Source organism: Exiguobacterium sp. JMULE1 (assembly GCF_013337175.1).
Taxonomy (GTDB): Bacteria; Bacillota; Bacilli; order Exiguobacteriales; family Exiguobacteriaceae; genus Exiguobacterium_A; species Exiguobacterium_A indicum.
The window spans coordinates 2,876,172-2,895,403 of sequence record NZ_SGWC01000002.1 but is presented as its reverse complement, the minus strand read 5'-3'; the positions used below and the strand labels follow the sequence as shown (position 1 = coordinate 2,895,403).

Annotated in this window: 18 protein-coding genes and 1 other annotated feature; of the genes, 9 read left to right on the top strand and 9 right to left on the bottom strand. The window is 47.4% G+C overall.

Translation table 11 applies throughout. From position 1 onward, the window contains the following. Positions 1-179 precede the first annotated feature (179 nt). The gene (locus EXW93_RS15230; RefSeq protein WP_023469681.1) at positions 180-827 is read right to left on the bottom strand and encodes a TVP38/TMEM64 family protein; all 648 of its coding nucleotides are present in this window, start codon (positions 825-827) and stop codon (positions 180-182) included. Positions 828-1,065: 238 nt separating this feature from the next. Here EXW93_RS15230 and trhO point away from each other — a divergent pair, with 238 nt between their 5' ends. Further along, entirely contained in the window at positions 1,066-1,980 is a 915-nt protein-coding gene (gene trhO / locus EXW93_RS15225; RefSeq protein WP_023469680.1) for an oxygen-dependent tRNA uridine(34) hydroxylase TrhO, read from the top strand. Between the two features lie 58 nt (positions 1,981-2,038). On the opposite strand, the gene EXW93_RS15220 is transcribed toward trhO, so the two are convergent. After that, positions 2,039-2,821, bottom strand: coding sequence for an alpha/beta hydrolase (locus EXW93_RS15220; protein WP_055969591.1), 783 nt, complete (start codon positions 2,819-2,821; stop codon positions 2,039-2,041). 15 nt (positions 2,822-2,836) lie between these two features. Continuing rightward, positions 2,837-4,513 carry a GGDEF domain-containing protein gene (locus EXW93_RS15215; protein WP_174316702.1) on the bottom strand — a complete coding sequence of 559 codons (1,677 nt, stop codon included), beginning with the start codon at positions 4,511-4,513 and terminating at the stop codon, positions 2,837-2,839. Positions 4,514-4,642: 129 nt separating this feature from the next. Beyond that, positions 4,643-4,860: a binding site (T-box leader), on the top strand. Between the two features lie 60 nt (positions 4,861-4,920). Between EXW93_RS15215 and argS the strand changes: the two genes are divergently transcribed. Next, on the top strand, positions 4,921-6,603 hold the full coding sequence (argS, locus tag EXW93_RS15210; protein ID WP_023469677.1) for an arginine--tRNA ligase: 1,683 nt from the start codon (positions 4,921-4,923) through the stop codon (positions 6,601-6,603). A gap of 30 nt (positions 6,604-6,633) precedes the next feature. Then, complete coding sequence (locus tag EXW93_RS15205; RefSeq protein WP_050678446.1) at positions 6,634-7,239, top strand: hypothetical protein; 606 nt, start codon at positions 6,634-6,636, stop codon at positions 7,237-7,239. A gap of 62 nt (positions 7,240-7,301) precedes the next feature. On the opposite strand, the gene EXW93_RS15200 is transcribed toward EXW93_RS15205, so the two are convergent. The 3 genes from EXW93_RS15200 to EXW93_RS15190 all read right to left on the bottom strand — a co-directional run bounded on the left by EXW93_RS15200 (position 7,302) and on the right by EXW93_RS15190 (position 9,355). Further along, positions 7,302-7,895, bottom strand: coding sequence for a metallophosphoesterase family protein (locus EXW93_RS15200; protein WP_035395612.1), 594 nt, complete (start codon positions 7,893-7,895; stop codon positions 7,302-7,304). 76 nt (positions 7,896-7,971) lie between these two features. Further along, complete coding sequence (locus tag EXW93_RS15195; RefSeq protein WP_023469674.1) at positions 7,972-8,385, bottom strand: carboxymuconolactone decarboxylase family protein; 414 nt, start codon at positions 8,383-8,385, stop codon at positions 7,972-7,974. 91 nt (positions 8,386-8,476) lie between these two features. Beyond that, entirely contained in the window at positions 8,477-9,355 is an 879-nt protein-coding gene (locus EXW93_RS15190) for a LysR family transcriptional regulator (RefSeq protein ID WP_035395614.1), read from the bottom strand. Positions 9,356-9,476: 121 nt separating this feature from the next. Between EXW93_RS15190 and EXW93_RS15185 the strand changes: the two genes are divergently transcribed. Continuing rightward, positions 9,477-10,262: a 3-hydroxybutyrate dehydrogenase gene (locus EXW93_RS15185; protein ID WP_055969587.1), complete on the top strand. Its 786-nt coding sequence runs from the start codon at positions 9,477-9,479 to the stop codon at positions 10,260-10,262. A 109-nt stretch (positions 10,263-10,371) separates the two neighbouring features. Here EXW93_RS15185 and EXW93_RS15180 read toward each other — a convergent pair whose 3' ends face one another. Continuing rightward, the gene (locus EXW93_RS15180; protein WP_023469671.1) at positions 10,372-10,866 is read right to left on the bottom strand and encodes a YajQ family cyclic di-GMP-binding protein; all 495 of its coding nucleotides are present in this window, start codon (positions 10,864-10,866) and stop codon (positions 10,372-10,374) included. 111 nt (positions 10,867-10,977) lie between these two features. Here EXW93_RS15180 and pulA point away from each other — a divergent pair, with 111 nt between their 5' ends. Both pulA and EXW93_RS15170 read left to right on the top strand, forming a co-directional pair. Beyond that, positions 10,978-12,984, top strand: coding sequence for a type I pullulanase (gene pulA, locus EXW93_RS15175; protein ID WP_235515953.1), 2,007 nt, complete (start codon positions 10,978-10,980; stop codon positions 12,982-12,984). Between the two features lie 182 nt (positions 12,985-13,166). Further along, a complete protein-coding gene (locus EXW93_RS15170; RefSeq protein WP_023469669.1) occupies positions 13,167-13,649 on the top strand; it encodes a site-2 protease family protein in 483 nt (160 codons plus the stop codon). Positions 13,650-13,695: 46 nt separating this feature from the next. Here the strand turns inward: EXW93_RS15170 and EXW93_RS15165 are convergent, their stop codons facing one another. Further along, complete coding sequence (locus EXW93_RS15165; protein WP_023469668.1) at positions 13,696-13,869, bottom strand: YycC family protein; 174 nt, start codon at positions 13,867-13,869, stop codon at positions 13,696-13,698. A gap of 115 nt (positions 13,870-13,984) precedes the next feature. On the opposite strand from EXW93_RS15165, the gene EXW93_RS15160 reads away from it, so the two are divergent. The 3 genes from EXW93_RS15160 to EXW93_RS15150 all read left to right on the top strand — a co-directional run bounded on the left by EXW93_RS15160 (position 13,985) and on the right by EXW93_RS15150 (position 18,147). Next, the gene (locus EXW93_RS15160) at positions 13,985-14,779 is read left to right on the top strand and encodes a hypothetical protein (protein ID WP_023469667.1); all 795 of its coding nucleotides are present in this window, start codon (positions 13,985-13,987) and stop codon (positions 14,777-14,779) included. A gap of 69 nt (positions 14,780-14,848) precedes the next feature. Continuing rightward, complete coding sequence (locus tag EXW93_RS15155; RefSeq protein WP_055969583.1) at positions 14,849-16,939, top strand: MMPL family transporter; 2,091 nt, start codon at positions 14,849-14,851, stop codon at positions 16,937-16,939. A gap of 92 nt (positions 16,940-17,031) precedes the next feature. Then, complete coding sequence (locus EXW93_RS15150) at positions 17,032-18,147, top strand: NADH-dependent flavin oxidoreductase (RefSeq protein ID WP_023469665.1); 1,116 nt, start codon at positions 17,032-17,034, stop codon at positions 18,145-18,147. A gap of 420 nt (positions 18,148-18,567) precedes the next feature. Here EXW93_RS15150 and EXW93_RS15145 read toward each other — a convergent pair whose 3' ends face one another. After that, positions 18,568-19,134 carry a 3'-5' exonuclease gene (locus EXW93_RS15145; protein ID WP_035395622.1) on the bottom strand — a complete coding sequence of 189 codons (567 nt, stop codon included), beginning with the start codon at positions 19,132-19,134 and terminating at the stop codon, positions 18,568-18,570. Positions 19,135-19,232 lie beyond the last annotated feature (98 nt).

The following is a 19,232-nucleotide window of genomic DNA, read 5'->3' as shown; positions in this document are numbered from 1 at the left end:
AGCTCATTATTATATTAATATTGGTCATACCAATTTAATGTAAGCGTTTGCAATATTGAACATTGTTTGAACGTTATTTTTATATATTAATTACATTGGAAAATGATTCAAAAGACCTAGTCCGCAAAAAATGAGAACAGCTTAAAAAGCCTGTCTATGGAATCATAGACAGGCTTGAGTCATTTTTCAGATGGACGTTCGATCTTATCTTCGATTTCCCGTAAATGATCCGCACGTTTTGAGAGCGCACGACGCTTCAACCATTCTTCCGTCCCGCGACTGACTCCCCAGATGGCGAGTAAAATCAAAAATAGAAGGACAAGACGCATCGGACGTTCAAGGAACGTGGACCATTCCTTTCCGATCAACGAGAAGATGATGACGACGATCAGACGACCGGCACCAGCAGCAATCAAATACGTCCGCAGCGATAGTTGAATCATGGCGGAAATGGACGTGATGATGAACGCAGGCATGAACGGAAGCGAAAAAAAGAATCCGAGTGAGATGGGACTCATGTGACGAACACGTTCGATCCACTGTTGCGCGGCATGGTGTTTTTCAAGCCAACGCGTGACCGGACGACGAAATAGATATCGAATACAAGCGAAGACGACGAGTGATCCAAGCATGCTCCCGACCCATGATACGAGAACACCCATACCAAAACCATAGGTTGCCGCATTCGCGGAAATGATCAGGACGAGTGGCAGGAAAGGAAATAGAGACTCAAGAAACGGGGCAATCAAACCGGTGGCAGCTCCTCCAGGTAAGTCTTGGAGAAAGAAAATCATCTGCTCGATCCAGTCACGAAGTGTATGGAGCATTCGGAATCCTCCTTGCAAGATGTACTACTGTGTTTTATTTTACCTCTTTCTGATTGAGAAAGGGAATGAAATTCCTTGAAAGGGATTCAGGAATTGTAGATTGTACATTCGAAAGGGAGTTGGTATTATACTTAAATGGGTGCGTTTTGCAGGCGTTCCCAGCTAGTCAATAGCTAGACGCTTCGTTTGCCAACGTTCGTTTTACTGCAAAAAACTGACATGGGGGCTAATGAGGAATATGAAACCTTATCGCGTACTATTATTTTATAAGTATGTTCCGATCGAAAATGCGGAACAGCTAACGAAAGAGCATCTTGCTTATTGTAAAGAGCTCGGTATTAAAGGTCGGATTTTGATCGCACCAGAAGGAATCAACGGAACACTCTCTGGAACGGTCGAACAAACGGAACAATACATGAAGGACTTGACGGCGGATCCACGATTCGCTGACATCGAATTCAAAATCGATGAAGTCGAAGAGCACGCCTTCAAAAAGACGTTCGTCCGTTACAAAAAAGAACTCGTCACATGGCGTTTTGAGGATGAATTCAACGTACCAGAAGAACACGCTGCGTATCTTGAACCAGCAGAGTGGAAAGAAATGATGAAACAAGATGATGTCGTCATTCTCGATGTACGCAACAACTATGAATACGACCTCGGACACTTCAAGAATGCTGTAAAAGTGGATGTCGATGCTTCACGGGAATTCCCGGAGTGGCTTGACGAGAACGAGCATTTGTTTGAAGGGAAAAAGGTTCTCACATACTGTACGGGTGGCGTTCGTTGTGAAAAATTCACGGCGTACTTCCGTAAACGGCAACAGAGTGATGATATCTTCCATCTTAAAGGCGGAGTCGTCATGTACGGAAAAGATGAACAGACGCAAGGAGAAGACTGGGAAGGCGAACTATACGTCTTTGATGAGCGTGTACAGGTTCCTGTCAATGCCGTCAATCCTTCTGTCGTCTCAGAATGTTACTACTGTGGAAAACCGGAGACACGCTACGTTAATTGTGCAAACCCGGAATGTAATCGACAGCACTTCTGCTGTGAAGAATGCGAACCAAAAGTCATGCGTTCGTGTTCCGATGAATGCCGGGAGCATCCGCGCAACCGTTATGAAAAAGAGCAACAAGAAGAATTAGTATAAGGCACGCGTAAAAAGCCGGAGGATTTCTTTAGTAGAAATCGCCCGGCTTTTTGTGTATTCACGAGGAAGGAAACAAGAAACGCAAAACATCCGGTAAACGTTTCGCCCAAGCGGTTTCATGATGAATCGCTTCCGGGATGATCGTATAGCGACTTTGAGTAAGTTTCTGTTCGACCGCTCGCGCTAAGACATCATTTGTGTGTAAATAATCCGTTTCGGTCATCGGACCACTCACTTCTTTTGTCCCGACATCCATATAACAGCGATGGGCAGTAGACAGCGACGGACTGCGCTCGATGAATTCAAGGAGTGAGGAGAAGTTTGCCCATCCGGCCGTCGACAGGGCAGCGACGCGCGTGATGACTTCCGGATATGCGAATAATCCATAAAGCGAGATGACGCCACCCATCGAGCTGCCGATCATCGTCGTATCGTCAGGGCGTGTCGCGTAGTTGGCATCAATGTATGGTTTTAACTCGCGGATGATCCAGTCCATGTAGACCTTACCGTTTCCCCCGATTGATTTCCGGTACGAAGGATAAGCAGTCCGCATCAATAAAGCTTCATCACTCCAAGGAGCGTAGTCATCGTAACGATCCATTCCGTCTTCTGGACTGTCGATCGCGACGACCATTGCCGGAATCTGTGTCTGTTGTAGCGCAAGATGAATCTCCCAGCCTTTTCCGAACGAGGCGGTTTCTCCACTGAAGACGTTTTGTCCATCGTGCATATAAATCACTGGTAACGCTTCAGAAGGATCCAAATGGGGCGGACGATGAATCCGAATCGTCCGGTGAGTTTGTGATGTCGGTAGCGTCATTTCAATTTCCGTAATCGACAATAGAGTCACGACCTTTCAAAGGTTTGCATAATGCGCGGTACAATTGCGTCCATTGTGTTTTCCGCCGACATAGAGTGCATGGTCGGCTTGACGTAACGATTCTTCGAACGTCCGTTGATATCTTTCCTCCACTGTATCAATTCCGAGGCTGACGGTTAAGGACAGTCGGTGACCATCGACGAGGAAGGGACGATCCATGACCGCATGGCGGACTGTCTCGGCAATCTGGATAGCAGCCTCTTGACTACCATTTCGCAACAGAAGTACGAATTCCTCCCCACCATAACGAGCAGCAAAGACATCATCATATTGCAATTGGATCGCCTGGATACGTCGACCGAGTTCACGAAGGACGAGATCGCCCACTTTATGACCGTACGTATCATTGACACGTTTGAAATGATCGATATCGAACAGGATCACGGAGAGCGGATAGCAGTCAGCCGCAAATTCCTGCCGACCGTGTTCATAAAAAGCACGACTATTCGGTAATTCGGTCAAGGCATCGGTCCGACTTTCCGTATAGAGTTGGACCGTTTCACGTGAGCGTTCTAAGACGCGACAAAAGATACGGAGCAAACGAGATAATTCGTCGGCATTTGTCGCATCATAGGCGTCTGCGACTTGATGGAATAGGATGATCGAAACATCGACCTCTCCGCTCGTAATCGAAGGAATCGCTAGCATCGAGTGACGATCGACAGGCAATCCGATCTGAATATCGTTTCCCCAGTCACAACGAAGACCATAGATGATTGGGGTATGCAAATCGTCGGCTGACAAGGAATGAAACAGTGGTAACACGTCGATCGGTTGTTTCGTCCGGATGTTATAGATGACTTGTTTCCGCTGTTGTTGAATCGAGATCCAACCTTCAGAAAACGGCAATAGATGCGGTAAATCGAGGAGCAACGAATCGATCGTCTCGCGCTCGAAGCGGGAAATCAACAAGTGTTCCTTCGCATCATCAAATCGCTTAGCATTATCGTTTGCTTCAAGGGAGTCACCACGCTCTTGCAACAGACGTTTGAACAAAAAGAGAATCAAGACGGAAACTGTAGCCGCGACGAGCGGACTTTCATCGTAGAACCAGATTCCAAGTAGAGCACTTAACATGCTAATCCCGTAGACGAGGGACTGAAGCTTTACGAGACGTTTCCAGTCGTATTTCAAGTAGAGGAAGCGATTGACGAATAGACATTGGAAGTAAGAGACAAGGAAGACGGTGATCAAAAAGCCGATGAAAGGGAGTAAGGCTTTCGTATACGTAAAGTTTGAGCCGATTGGTCCGCCGAGCGCATAATACGCAAAGGCCGGAAGCGAGATGTAGACTAAATCGAACAAGGCGTTGATCGGGTAGAGATAAACGAAACGTTTCCAACGAATCGCTTTTCGGTGAGACATGAATTGAAAGACGAGAATACCGACTTGGCTTAAAATCAAGGCGTACGTTAAACCATAATTGAGGAATAAAAATAAGATGATGCCTTCTTGGAATGTATAGTAAATGCCACCACGACGGACATTATCGAACTGAAACAGGAGAACGAGTCCGAATAAATAAAGAGTGTTGATGATGGAGACAGAAGGATGGAAGGTTGGTGGATGAACGATGCCGATCACTAATAATGTCAAGGCGACGAGACCGAAGACGATCCAGCTCGTCCGGGCTACATGTTGGTAGTAGCGCATGAAACATCCCTCCCCCTGAGAAGTATCTTTTATTCCTATACCCGAATTGTGGAAATTTTGATAAGCCATTTACCAAAAAAATAAGGTTGAGAGAAAAGAAAGAATTGCGTATAATGTGAAAGATATCGAATACAGTCGATGATGAAGAGAGTAACGGTTGATATTCGTCAACTAGCGAATCAGGGAATGGTGGAAGCCTGAGGACGAACCGGTCGTGAAACGCACTTCTGAGACGCTGCCCGATTCCTGATGGAAAAGGCGTAGCCGGGGGAACCCCGTTATCCCCGAACAAGGTGGGTGTCGAGTGACACCAAGAAGAGTGGTACCGCGGTCATTCCGTCTCTTTGCGCGTGGCGCAAGGGGCGTTTTTTATTGCCAAAAAATCAGTAAAGCAGGAGGAAATAAAGATGAGTTATAAAGCGCAGTATGCAGAAGTATTACATCACGTCATGGAAGGTGCCTTATCGGTTGAACAAATCGAACAACTGATCGAGCAACCGAAACATGAAGATCATGGAGATCTGGCATTCCCATGTTTCATGCTCGCTAAAGCATTCCGTAAAGCACCGAACATGATTGCTTCGGAGCTCGCAGAAAAAATTGACGCGCCGTTGTTCTCGAACGTTCAAGCTGTTGGTCCTTACATCAACGTCTTCTTGAACCGGGAAGTCGTCTCGCAAGAAATCGTCAACCAAGTCCTGACGGAGCAAGAGGCGTTCGGATCAAGTGAAGCGAATGGAAAAACGATCGTCACTGATTTTTCATCACCAAACATCGCGAAACCCTTCTCGATGGGGCACTTGCGTTCGACGGTCATCGGGAACGCGCTCAACCAAATCTCACGTAAAAAAGGGTACGACGTCGTCGGTGTCAACCACTTAGGGGACTGGGGAACACAGTTCGGGAAATTGATGGTGGCTTACACGATGTGGGGTGAGGAAGAAGCGGTCCGTGCAGAACCAATCAAGGAATTGTTGAAATTATACGTCCGGTTCCACGAAGAAGCGGAAACAAATCCGGCACTTGAGGATGAAGGACGTCTCTGGTTCAAAAAACTCGAACAAGGTGATGAGCAGGCAACGACGCTTTGGACGTGGTTCCGTGAAGTCTCACTCGTCGAGTTTAACCGTGTCTATGAGATGCTCGGTGTTAAATTCGATAGCTTGAACGGAGAAGCCTTCTACAACGATAAGATGCAACACGTCATCGATTTGCTCGAAGAAAAAGATCTCCTCGTCGAATCAGAAGGGGCAATGGTCGTCGACCTCGAAGCAGAAGGTATGCCACCTGCTTTGATTAAAAAGAAAGATGGCGCAACGCTTTATGCGACACGTGACTTAGCAGCTGCTGTCTATCGTCTCGAAACGTACCGCTTTGAGCAAGCGTTCTACGTCGTCGGTGGGGAACAAGCGCTTCACTTCAAGCAATTGTTCGCAGTCTTGAAGAAACTTGGATTTGAGAACGTCGACGGAATGCACCATGTGCCGTTCGGTCTGATCATGAAGGACGGAAAGAAAATGTCGACGCGTAAAGGTCGGATCGTCTTACTTGAAGAAGTACTACAAGAAGCGATCGACGTTGCGAAGCAAAACATCGCGGAAAAAAATCCGAACTTAGCGAATGCCGAAGCCACGGCTCGTCAAGTCGGTGTCGGCGCCGTCATCTTCCACGACTTGAAGAACGAACGGATGAACAACATCGAGTTCGATCTTGAGCAGATGTTGAAATTCGAAGGCGAAACAGGACCGTATGTCCAGTACACGAATGCCCGTGCGCACTCGTTGCTCCGTAAAGGTGGCTATGATGGCACACCATTCGCTGGTAGTGCCGATGATCATGCATGGGGTGTCGTCTCGATGCTAAACCAATTCTCGACGGTCATCGATCGCGCGTTCACACGTCGCGAGCCATCAATCATCAGCCGCTACGTCTTAGATCTTGCACAAAGCTTCAATAAATACTACGGACACGTCCGTGTTCTCGAAGATGACGCAGCAAAACAATCGCGTCTTGCACTCGTCAAGTCGGTCACGATCGTCTTGACAGAGGGTCTTCGTTTACTCGGTGTCGGCGCTCCAGAAGAAATGTAAGACCAATCCACGAATAAGAAGAGGTAGATTATGAAGACTGAGACGAAAGAACGATTACAGCAAGCTGCTTCACAGATGAAGCAGGAGCCTTTGGCAGAAACGGTCGCCTTTATGGCTGATTTTCACGGGAAAGTCGCTGCTTGGTTACCGGGAGAGTCTGTCGATTTCGTTCACGATTTCGTGACGGCGCCGGAAGCCGATTTGATTGCTCCGATTGAAGGAGACGCATTACGGACGAAAGATAATTTTGAATTCTTCATGCGTAAGAAACAGACACGAAAAAAACTGGGTGAACTGTTGACGCTTTGGAAGTCGGCACGTACGACAGAGACGTTGAGTCAAATCGATGCGATCGGATTGAAAAAATGGCTCGCTCGTAATGAATTCCGTTCGGAAGACAAACCATGGGATTATTTGAACCGTCTGCATGTTCTCCTGTTCCTTGATTTGATGACGACGATCATCGATGATCATCGATTGACGAGTCTGCATGAGCAACTTGTCGGTACGACACCAGTCCCGACGAGCTTCGTACGTCGTCAAGGGGATGTCCGTCAAGTCATCGAAACATTCGCGGAAGAGACGAACTTCACACAAGTGGATGTCGTCAAGGCATCGCTTGTCCGTTATCTCTGATCAATAAGATGCATGAACAAAAGCCGTCGAGCCCTGTGCCCGACGGCTTTTGTCGTATCCTCTTACTTCGCCTGATAGAATACGATCGTTTGTTGCTCTGAATCGTAAAGACACCATTCTCGTTCGAAGACGACGGGACCCAGATTGACGGCATATCGTTTTCCTTTGATGGATAAAGTTTGACCTAGTGGGCTCGATTTGGCGATACCATTTCGAAACAAACCTCTGATATGACTATGACCAAAAAAGAGTAACGGTTCGCGTTGTTGTGACAGGTCGGGTAGAAAATCCCGCGACCAACTGAGTTGATCTCCATGAATCAATAACGCCCCCTCGATCCGTTGTTTTCGAGGGCAATCGCGTAATGCATCGATGACAGGAGACAGATGTGGTGGAACGAGAGACAGGATGCGCTCTTCTTGATTACCCAGTAACGTCTTAAAATCAATCAGCTCTATAAAATCATCATCGAGCGTCACGACGAGGGAGAGCGATTCGAAAGAATAGCGCTTCGCTCGCTTTTTACCGACATGGCATTCATGAACATCACCGAGACAAAACAAATGCGCATCGGGAGCGATCCGCCGTATGTCAGCTAGGACAGCCGCTGTGTCGGCTACTGAACTGTGAAGATCCGCAAAAAGGGCATAACGCATGATCGATCACTCCTTTGTTAAGGAGATACCCGAAAATGCGTCATGCCCATCTTTTTTCAATCAAGTCATGCGTATCTTATTCTGTTTCGACTGTGACGCCACGTTCTGCGAAGACGACTTTTGCGACTTCGAGTGCGTTCAAGACACGTGGGAATCCAGTGTAAGGAACAAGATGCATGATAGCTTCGACGATTTCGTTTCCTGTTAAACCAGCTGTCAATCCAGTATTGATGTGGAGAGCGAGCTGTGGTTCTGTACCTTGTGTGACGAGGGAAGCAATCGTCACGATTGCGCGGTCACGATTGACGAGACCATCACGGCTGTAAACTTCACCGTATGCGAAATCCGTGATCCACTCACCGACTGCTGGAGCGATATCTTTCAGGGATTCAGAGATTTTGTCATGCGTCGATTGTGCAGCGTTTGCGTCTGTGAATTCGCTGAGTTTTTTAACGCCTGTTTCGTGACGTGATTCAAAATGAGTTGCCATGGTAAAGGACTTCCTTTCTTTTTTAACGATGTTCTCATCGTAAAGGAAGAATTTCCATTCTACAAATACATGGTTTTTATGAAAGGTATGCTTATTTGGAATACATATCGCTGACGAATTGAATCCATTTCCGCGTCACGTACGATTGGTAGCGACCGGTTGGAACGGCGATTCCTAAGTGCCACGGGACTCGTGTTTCAAGTGGGATCGTTTTGACGCCACGAATCGAAAAGCGATCCGCGATCGAACGCGGAAGGACGGTCACGGTATTTCCTTCTGCGACAAGTAAACATAAGAAGTCCCACTGCGAGCTCACCCGAGACACGTTAGGCGTAAATCCGGCATCTTGGCAGGCGTTCAAGACAACATCGTGGAGCGAGAACGTTTCGTTGAACAAGACGAACGGCATGTCGGAAACTTCTTCTAACGCAATCATCGACCGATCAGCGAGTGGATGATCACTCGGTAAGAATAAATGGAGTTCTTCTTCAATGAAGGGGTGTGTCGTTAAATGCTCATCCGAAGGCAGCACCGTTGCGATCAAATCGACTTCACCGGCGACGACCGCTTTTTCTAACGCATGTCCACCGGCTTCGATTAATTCGATTTGAATCATCGGATACATCTCTTCGAAGCGACGCAGTAGACCTGGGAAAAACAGCGAACCAATTAGTGGGGGTACGCCGAGACGAATCGTTCCCTTCGTCAGATGCATGACATCATAGAGATGAGAAGGCAGATCAGATAACTGTCGCAGAATCTTTTCACCTTCAATCAATAAGGTCTCGCCGGCATCCGTCAGGACGATTTGTCGTTTGCTCCGGTCGAACAATTCCATCTCAAGTTCTTCTTCTAAGTGACGGACCATTTTACTAAGCGTCGGTTGCGTGACGTGGAGATGTTCAGCGGCACGAGTGAAGCTTTTGAAGCGTGCCACTTCCGTAAAGTATTCCAGTTGGCGGAAATCCATTAGTATTCTCCTATTCTTTTGAGTTATAGATGTCATAACAAGTATTCATTTTTATTATTCTTTCAATCAGCGTACAGTAAAGAGACCGAACACGTAAAGATAAAGAAAGAAGGAATCCATCATGATGAAACAACTCGAAGGAAAAGTCGCGTTAATTACAGGAGCAGCAAGCGGAATCGGTCTTGAGATCGCTGAAGAATTCGCTCAAGAAGGTGCGAAGGTCGTCATCGTCGATCTTCAGGAAGAAGCTGCAAAACGCTCTGCTGAAACGCTTCGTGAAAAAGGCTTCGATGCGTTTGCTGTCGCAGGTGATGTGACAAGTGAAGAGGCAATCAAATCAAGTATCGATCAGACGGTCGCACATTACGGAACGATTGATATCGTCATCAACAACGCGGGAATGCAGCACGTCTCACCAATCGAAGAGTTCTCGACTGAGAAATTCGACTTGCTTCAAAGCATCATGCTTCGTGCACCATTCCTCTATACGAAATATGTCTTCCCGATCATGAAAAAACAAGGCTCTGGACGGATCTTGAACATGTCATCGATCAACGGATTGATTGGTTTTGCAGGGAAAGCTGCTTATAACAGTGCGAAACACGGCGTCATCGGTTTAACGAAAGTCGCAGCATTAGAAGGGGCAACTTCGGGTATCACGGTCAACGCGATTTGCCCAGGATATGTCGATACACCACTCGTCCAAAACCAATTGTCTTCGCTCGCTGAAACACGGAATGTACCGCTCGAACGTGTACTAGAAGAGGTCATCTATCCACTTGTTCCGCAACAACGGTTACTCCAAGTCAAAGAAATCGCGGATTACGCTATTTTCCTTTCAAGTGACAAAGCGGCAGGTGTCACGGGTCAAGCTGTCGTTCTCGATGGTGGTTATACAGCGCAGTAAGCAACGATATAAATGAAGGGAGGTACTTTTTGGATACAATCCAGAAAGCACCTCCCTTTTTTGTTTGATGGACTGAACAAAAACGTTCAGCTAATTTGACGTGAGTGGATTAACGGAAGTTAATGAACTGAACATCGACCGATAACGGAAGTTCACGAACGATTTGCATGACTTGTTGCAAGTCGTCACGTGATTTACCTGTGACACGGATTTGATCATCTTGGATTTGTGTCTTCACTTTTAATTTCGATTCCTTGACGGCATTGTTGATCTTTTTCGCATCGTCACGATCAATTCCGCTCTTAAGGATGACACGTTGGCGAACCGTATTCCCAGCAGCCTGTTCGACTTTTTCGTACTGCAGGTTTTTGGTCGGGACTTCGCGCTTGATCAATTTTGCTGTTAAGACATCTTTGACTTGATCGAGTTTGAAATCGTCATCTGAGATTAGAATCAAATCCTCTTTTTCGAGCTTCATGTCGCTCTTTGAACCTTTGAAGTCGAAGCGGTTCGTGATTTCCTTCAATGCGATCTGGACGGCGTTCTTGACTTCCTCGATGTTGATTTGTGACACGATATCAAATGAATTATCTTTTGCTGCCATGTTAATCTCCCCTTTCATTCCACTCTCTATTTTAGAGAGGAATACCGGAAGCGTCCACTGCTTTGAAATTTTGTTATAATAAAAACCATGAAATGAAAGGGGTGCTTAGCTTTGAAACAAACAGCAGACATGTTGACGCTCACACCGCAAGAACTGGATGAGCGATTTGCCTATAGTGGAAATGATTTAGGAGCGACCTTCTCAGAGACGGCGATTCGCGTGCGCTTATGGGCGCCGACGGCAGAACGTGTCGTGATTCGTCTCTACAAGACACTACGCGCACGAAAAGTCGAAGAGGTCGAGATGATGGCAGGCGAACGGGGAACGTACGTCGTTGAACTCGATCGAGCAGCATATGAAGGTTATTTCTATACGTTTCAAGCGAGCATCAACGGACAAAAAGTCGAGGCGGTCGATCCGTATGCGAAAGCCGTCGGAACGAACGGAAAACGCGGTGCGTTAATTGACCCGACAAGTGTGACACCCAAACGATGGATTGAAGAACGCCCACTGTTCCATTCTTCGCAAGACGCAGTTGTGTATGAATTACATGTACGCGATGCAACGAGTCATCCGGCTAGTGGTGTCGTCGCACGTGGTACGTTCGCTGGGCTGACGGAAGCAGGGACACGGACACCAAATGGCGGATTGACAGGACTTGATTATTTAGCGGATCTTGGTGTGACGCATGTCCAGTTACTGCCGATCTATGATTTTGGCTCAGTCAATGAGACAGCGCCGAACGACCCGGATAACTATAACTGGGGGTATGATCCGGTGAATTACTTTGCGCCGGAAGGTTCGTACTCATCGAATCCGGATGATCCACGAACGCGGATCCTTGAGTTAAAGCAATTAGTACAAGCGTTACATGATCGCGGGATCCGTGTCATCATGGACGTCGTCTTCAATCATACGTATGATGCAGCAACGGTTCCGCTCGGTCAATTCGTTCCTGGCTACTTCTATCGTCAAGAGGCGGATGGTAGCTTGTCAAACGGTAGTTTCTGTGGGAATGATACCGCATCTGAACGTCTGATGATGCGGAAGTTCATTCTCGATTGTGTGACGTACTGGGCGAAAGAGTACCATCTGGATGGTTTCCGATTCGATTTGATGGGACTGCATGATGTCGAGACGATGAATCAGGTACGTCATGCACTTGATCGGATCGATCCATCGATTCTGATCATCGGTGAAGGCTGGGATCTCGATACGCCACTTGATCCGGAAGAAAAAGCGAACTATTTCAACGCACCGAAGATGCCAGGAATCGCTCACTTCAATAACGGTTTACGGGACGGGATCAAAGGCGACGTTCAAACGCCGGAAGACCGTGGTTTCATCAGCGGGGCATTCGACCGGACGAGTGAAGTCAAACGGGGAATCGCTGGTAACGTCTCTTCACAAGGATTTGCCGATGAGCCAAATCAGGTTGTCTCGTATGTCGAAGCGCACGATGATTTGACGATTTGGGATAAGTTAACGGTGTCTCGCCCTGAGGATACGGAAGAGACTCGTCGGAAACGGCAAATGCTCGCGAATGCCATCATCTTGACGGGGCAAGGCATTCCGTTCCTCCATGCCGGACAAGAGTTCTTCCGGACGAAGGACGGAATTCGTGACAGCTTCAATGCCGGAGAGGTCGTCAATCGTCTCGATTATGAACGGGCGGAAACAGAGCGTCCGGCCGTCGAGTACGTCAAAGGATTGATTGCCCTCCGTCGTCAGTATCCGATGTTTCGTCTCGCAAACGCAGCGATGATCAAGAAGCATCTTCGTTTCCTCGAAGAAGGGGAAGGTGTCATTGCCTTTGAACTGAAACGAACCTATGAAGGATACATCGAACGGCAGCGTGTCTACCATAATGCGACGGAAGAGGATATCACGATTGAATTGCCAAACGGTGAATTCGAGGTGTTGGTGGAGTCGGGTGCCGTTAAGTTGCACGCACCACGACTGCATGAAGAGAAACAGTTGGTCGTCCAAGCATTGACGACGACGGTCATCGCCGAACGAAAAGCGGATTACAAGAAATATGCGGTAGCAGGCGGTGCAGCACTGACGATCATCGGATTGTTGTACGCAGCGAACAAACGTCGTAAGAAAACCGATTAAATCAAAAAGGACGAAGCGCTATAAGGCTTCGTCCTTTTTTGCGTGGATGACAGTCCGATGTCAGCCTGTCATGAAATTGACTTGCCTGAATTCATCGAAACCTTGTTTGAAGCGTCACCTTTCGGGAAAAAACCTCTTAAGTAGTATATGGGATGTTGTTTTTATGAAAGGATGTACGGCGTATGTTTGGTTTCGAGGATTTATGGAAATTCTTTTTGTCGTTCTTTTTATTGTTGCCTATCGTGACATTGATTCATGAGATGGGGCATTACTTTTTTGCCCGATTGTTCGGTGGAAACATGGAGATCAATATCGGTTCTGGAAAATCGTTACTCCGTGTCGGACCGATTCGTTTAAATCGTATCTATTTTTGGGATGGATGGTGTCAATATGAGGCACTACGTCACGAAACGAAGTTTGCTAATATCATGGTCTACGCTGGTGGATCGATCGCGAACTTAGTGAGTATCTTAGTCGTAAATGGTCTTATTTATGCCGGCGTGTTCGAGGCATCGATTTTTACGTACCAATTTGCGTATTTCTCGTTTTATTTCGTCTTTTTCTCCCTCTTCCCGATCGATCATCCGAATGGTTATCCGAGTGACGGAAAAGCAATCATCAATGTCTTCCGTTACGGTAAATCCGACTATCATCCACAATCTTAAACGAAGATTAAAGCCTCCTTCCATCATTGGAAAAGAGGCTTTTTACTCAAGATTCCGATTCGCTAGACGAATCAGATTCCGTTTTCGCTTGTTCTTGCTCGAGTTCGACGAGCTTTTGAATCAAGATATGGCGCGGCATATGCATCAGTTGTTCAAGTGGTACGTTCAGACGTTTTGCGAGTTCGACAGCCGTCTCTGCTGATAATTGTAAAGGTTTCATCGTGTTCGTCCTCCTTTTTCCATGAGGCTAGTATAACAGGAGGTGCAAGTCGAGCGCATCAATAGTAGCGAGAAACTGAGAAGGTTGATACCGTATGAAGTAGGAAGTGATGCATATGTATAAACCTGCTGCAGAGCTGTTACTCCATGAATCCGTCTCACTGTTCGATCGAATCGGGGAGGATTTGCTTCTTTTTCGAGATCGCCACGGATTTATGAAATGTGATGCGGATTTAAGACCACTATGGGAAACAGCATGTGCGTATGTTCCATTCTCCTGGTACATTGAGCCAGGCGGTGGGCGATTGTTCATCGTATTTGAAGAGTCAGCTTATTTTGGTTTACTAGATTTAGAGCAAGGGCATTTAGATTATATCAAGCGACCCGCTGCTTTTTCCGAAGCGTGGTTCAGTAATTTATTCTTGTGGCAAGACGATGAGATCTTCCTATATTCGGCAGAAACGGATGTTGTCTGCGTGAACGTTCAAACAGGGGACTGGCGGTACTCAAACTATGAAGAGGCACCGTTGTTCGGACGCTTGATTGAGCGAGGATATGATACACGTTTGACGTTCGAACGGTTCATCGCACCTACGACGATCATCTCCTATGATGATCTACAAAAACGGTATGTGATTTGGGATGCCGCGACGAATCAGGAATCGATTATTCCTTTTTCGGATTACGCGGAGTACTCGCTCGTTGACCACCGGCACCAATTGTTTTCGATCACCGATTCATCTCGCTTTTACTTGTATGAGAAGAGTCAGCTGAAATATAAGTTCGAGGGATGCCATTCCTCCGTTTTACTCAAAAGTGTGTTACTCGATGAAGAGGCGCGACGTCTTGCGATCGTGTCGACATCGGCGACATTCGGCAACACATGGGTTCAAATTTTTCAAAAGACGTAATGAAACATCCTTTTCGCTTTTCAGCAAGAAGGATGTTTTTTGTACGTTTATACAGAAAGGGGACGCATCATGCAACGGCTTGGTCATCTGATGAGTACGTATTTTCGAGGAGTGTTGATTGTTTGGGCAATCCTGCTCGTCGTGCTTGGATATTTCGCTTATCAACTACCCGATCGGCTAGAAGGAAACGGATTTACGCGTGACGGTGATTTTCAACGCGTCGAGACAGTACTCGATCAAGACTTCGGTCAGGATCCGCATACGATCATCGTTCTATTTGAAAATCAAGAGAATCTACGACAAACGATGATGCAACATGTCGAGCGCTTCCGTGATATTAATGGCGTCGGGAACGTCATTGGTCCCGTCGAAAATCCGCGAGCGATTCGTGACGATAAGGGATACGTGACGGTCGGTGTACCAACACTTGATGCGAAATGGGCAGCTGCGGTCACGCGTCAACTGGATGATACCGGGACGATTCGACTAACGGGTGAACCAGTCGTCGTCGATGATTTGAATACAGCGTCAAAAAATGACCTCATCCGAGCTGAGTTGATCGGAATTCCGGCAGCCTTGATCGTCTTACTACTTGTTTTCGGTACACCCGTTGCCGCCATCTTACCGTTGATCATGGGACTCGTCACTTTTGTCTTTGGTGCCGGTGTTCTTTATTTCGTTGCCGGACAACAAGAGTTATCGATTTTCGTCTTAAATGCGGTTGCGATGATTTCCCTAGCACTCGGAATTGATTTTTCATTGCTATACGTCAATCGATTCCGCGAAGAACGGCAGGACGGGCAAGATATTCGGAAGGCGGCGATTCGTTCGGTCGAGACGGCAGGACGCTCGATTTTATTTTCTGGAATCTGTGTATTCGTCGGACTTGCCGGATTGTTATTGATTGATGTTGATGTCTTCCGTGCTGTCGCGATCGGGACGCTCGTTTCGGTCCTTGGGGCCGTCATCAGTGCATTGACATTGTTACCGGCACTATTGATCGTTTTCGGGAAGGTGCTAGAAAAAGGGCGACTCTTCCGGCAACGAGCAGGTCGTAGTGAAGATCGTTGGCGCCGCCTCGCTCGTTTCGTCATGAAGCGCCCGGTCGCAGTAACGATTCTATCTTTATTGCTTCTTTTACCTTGTTTATTGCCGTTACGTGACTTGACGTTAAACATTCCGCAAGCGACCGCTTTACCGGAATCCTATCCGTCGCGTCTCGCTTTTGAGTCGTGGGAAAAAACATTCGGGAACGATGGAACGGATGCCGTCCTCATCTTGTCTGCTGATGCTTCCTCAGAGGTGGGACGAGAAAAAATCGAAGATGTGACGATTCGACTCGAGTCGGATCCCGATGTACGCTCCGTCGTATCCGCCGCAACGATCGCCGAACAGCAACAGATTCCGCTCGAGCAGTTAGTCGCTGTTCCGGCCGGGCGCGAAGCTTTGACGGCATTTCTATCAGAGAACGACCAAGCACGAATTGATGTTAACTTAAAAGGAGATCCCGGCGATGCTGCTTCGCAAGACTGGGTGCGAAAGATGCAAGCGGACGGTTATCTTGTCGGGGGACCGGCAGCCTTCAATCAGGAAATTTATGATGCCATTGAATCGAAACTCCCACTAACAGTCGGTGTCGTCGTTTTGGCGACATTCATCATTCTGCTGATTGCGTTCCGGTCCATCTTGATCCCAATCAAGGCGATTCTAATGAATTTGCTTAGTCTAGGAGCGACATTCGGATTACTCGTCATCTTGTTTGAGTCCGGCGCAGTTCTTCCGCAGGAGACGATCGGTATTTTGACACCGGTCTTCATCTTCTCACTCGTCTTTGGTTTATCGATGGATTATGAAGTGTTCCTCGTCTCGCGAATGGAAGAATATTATGACGAGACAGGCGATAACGATTATGCGACCGAGATGGGGCTTGCGAAGACGAGTAAGATCATTACGTCTGCTGCCTTGATTATGATCGTCGTCACAGGGGCGTTTGCCTTCACGGGCGTCAGTCCAATTAAACAACTTGGCGTCGGTATCGCGCTTGCGATTTTTATTGATGCCACAATCGTCCGGATGCTACTCGTCCCCGCACTGATGAAACTATTTGGTCACTGGAACTGGTGGTGGCCGGGTGGTCGTCGTAAAGCGATTCGCAAGTGACACATCGCGTAAGCACATCAGTAGCTATTCGGAGGAAGACGAGCGTATACTGTCGATATTCAATTCAAGAAATTAGAGGAGGCACTTCACTCATGGCAACTCAAGCAATGTTTGAACCATTTACATTACCAAACGGTGTGACGCTGAAAAACCGCGTCTTGATGGCACCGATGACGAACTATGCAGCACAAGAGAACGGCGAAGTATCGGATGCGGAACTCGCGTACTATGCAGAACGTTCAGGCGGCGTCAGTGCGGTCATTACAGCATGTGCGAATGTCACAGCAGACGGTCAAGGATTCCCGAATGAGTTCGGTGCGCATCGTGACGATCTCGTTCCAAGTCTGAAGCGACTCGCAAAAACGATTCAAGATAAAGGCGCAAAAGCGATCTTACAAATTTTCCACGCTGGTCGTATGGCACCACCAGAACTCGTCGGTGGGCAAACAGTCAGTGCAAGTGCTGTCGCACCTGTACGTGAAGGAGCAATGACACCTCGTGCGCTAGAGGCGGAAGAAGTTGAAGCAATCATTGAAGCATTCGGTCAGGCGACACGTCGTGCGATGGAAGCTGGATTTGACGGTGTTGAGATTCATGGTGCGAACACGTACTTGATTCAACAATTCTTCTCACCACACTCAAACCGTCGCGAAGACAAATGGGGCGGTAGCTTAGAAAAACGTCTCGCCTTCCCATTAGCGGTCGTGGATGCAGTCGAAGCTGTCGCGAAACAGGATCCTTCGTTCATCGTCGGATACCGTTTCTCTCCAGAAGAGATCGAAAATCCAGGAATCACACTCGATGATACGATGCGCCTCGTCGATGAGCTGGCGAAAAAAGACCTCGATTACTTGCACGTTTCCGTGATGGACTTCTTCGCAGGTTCGATTCGTGACGAAAATGCAACGACATCACCAATCACGCTCGTCCAAGAACGTGTTGGCGAACAAGTACCTGTCATCGGTGTCGGATCGCTGCACACAGCGGACGAAGTCGAACAAGGTTTGGCTGTCGTTCCAATGATCGCTCTCGGTCGTGAACTGATCATGGAACCGAAGTGGGTTGAGAAAGTCGAAGCGGGTGACCTTGCGTCAATCCGGACAGAACTTGATCCAGAAGCACAAGCAGAACTCGTCGTTCCAGATGCATTATGGGCAGGCATCACAAGTCGTCCAGGCTGGTTCCCGATCAAACAAACAAGCAAATAATAGAACAGCATCAAAAAACACTCTAGATCTCGTGTCTAGAGTGCTTTGAGACTGAAGGTAAAGTGCAATTTTTCTCTAACGAGAAGGATTGCGCTTTTTTGTTCGTCTCGCATCGTTTTCCTGGGACAAGCATCGCGCCGCTTCGCTTCGCTGCAGGGTCGCTCTTGCTTGTTTTTCCCTAGGAAGCGATGTCGAGTGAACAAAACGCGTCTCGGATCCTTCTTCTAGATAAAAAAGAATAACGCGTTTACACGCCACTCCTACAGGAAAAAGCGCATTTATGCGCTGTCAGAGACAAACGAGACCCGTTTCCTGCTCGAATAGAGCGGGAAAACTGGCTTGTGTCTCGCCTGAGGAAAGGGCGTGAAAAGATGCGTCATTTTTTGGAGTCAGCCCTGTTGTCTACAATTTTTTTGTTTATTAATAGGCAACCTGTCCCATCCGAACGCCACAAAACGTATGCAAGGAGACCGGATCCTGTAGATTCGTTCGTTCCAACATATCGTTTAGGAGCAAGGCACAGACGTAGGCATCCTCTTTCGCGTCATGGTGCTGGAAAGAGACGTTGAGGAATTCAGCCATCGTATTCAATCGATGGTTCGGTAACCACGGATACAGTTTGCGGGATAATTTGACCGTGCAGCCGTAGGTGAAAGCGGGCATCTGGTACATATCGTATTTTTGAATCGCTTTTTGGAGCGCCCCCATATCAAATGATGCATTGTGGGCAACGACCAGTTGAGCACCTGCGATTAAATCGTATAAGCCCTGTGCTTCCATCGCTTCAGGTAACGTCGGTGCATCGAAGACATCACTCGGACGAATTCCATGGACCCGGATGTTTCCAGCATCGAAGTTCTCTTCTGGATTGATTAAGACCTGTTTACTCTCCGTGACGCGACCGTTGGAGAGAACGGACCAACCAAACGCACAAATGCTTCGGCTATTCCGATTTGCCGTTTCAAAGTCAATCGCTAATGTATACATGCAGCAGACTCCTTTCTGTCATTCACTAGTAACAGAATACATGTTCGTATTATAGAAGTCCATTAAAAAAGACCATCTGCAAGGCAGATGATCTGATA

Bases quoted from the DNA above. Each gene is read 5' to 3' on its own strand.
- EXW93_RS15180 (WP_023469671.1), bottom strand. From the start codon at position 10,866: ATGGCAGCAAAAGATAATTCATTTGATATCGTGTCACAAATCAACATC.
- EXW93_RS15200 (WP_035395612.1), bottom strand. From the start codon at position 7,895: ATGCGTTATGCCCTTTTTGCGGATCTTCACAGTTCAGTAGCCGACACA.
- EXW93_RS15155 (WP_055969583.1), top strand. From the start codon at position 14,849: ATGCAACGGCTTGGTCATCTGATGAGTACGTATTTTCGAGGAGTGTTG.
- EXW93_RS15170 (WP_023469669.1), top strand. From the start codon at position 13,167: ATGTTTGGTTTCGAGGATTTATGGAAATTCTTTTTGTCGTTCTTTTTA.
- EXW93_RS15150 (WP_023469665.1), top strand. From the start codon at position 17,032: ATGGCAACTCAAGCAATGTTTGAACCATTTACATTACCAAACGGTGTG.
- EXW93_RS15215 (WP_174316702.1), bottom strand. From the start codon at position 4,513: ATGCGCTACTACCAACATGTAGCCCGGACGAGCTGGATCGTCTTCGGT.
- trhO (WP_023469680.1), top strand. From the start codon at position 1,066: ATGAAACCTTATCGCGTACTATTATTTTATAAGTATGTTCCGATCGAA.
- EXW93_RS15165 (WP_023469668.1), bottom strand. From the start codon at position 13,869: ATGAAACCTTTACAATTATCAGCAGAGACGGCTGTCGAACTCGCAAAA.
- EXW93_RS15190 (WP_035395614.1), bottom strand. From the start codon at position 9,355: ATGGATTTCCGCCAACTGGAATACTTTACGGAAGTGGCACGCTTCAAA.
- EXW93_RS15185 (WP_055969587.1), top strand. From the start codon at position 9,477: ATGATGAAACAACTCGAAGGAAAAGTCGCGTTAATTACAGGAGCAGCA.
- EXW93_RS15145 (WP_035395622.1), bottom strand. From the start codon at position 19,134: ATGTATACATTAGCGATTGACTTTGAAACGGCAAATCGGAATAGCCGA.
- EXW93_RS15230 (WP_023469681.1), bottom strand. From the start codon at position 827: ATGCTCCATACACTTCGTGACTGGATCGAGCAGATGATTTTCTTTCTC.
- argS (WP_023469677.1), top strand. From the start codon at position 4,921: ATGAGTTATAAAGCGCAGTATGCAGAAGTATTACATCACGTCATGGAA.
- EXW93_RS15205 (WP_050678446.1), top strand. From the start codon at position 6,634: ATGAAGACTGAGACGAAAGAACGATTACAGCAAGCTGCTTCACAGATG.
- EXW93_RS15195 (WP_023469674.1), bottom strand. From the start codon at position 8,385: ATGGCAACTCATTTTGAATCACGTCACGAAACAGGCGTTAAAAAACTC.
- EXW93_RS15160 (WP_023469667.1), top strand. From the start codon at position 13,985: ATGTATAAACCTGCTGCAGAGCTGTTACTCCATGAATCCGTCTCACTG.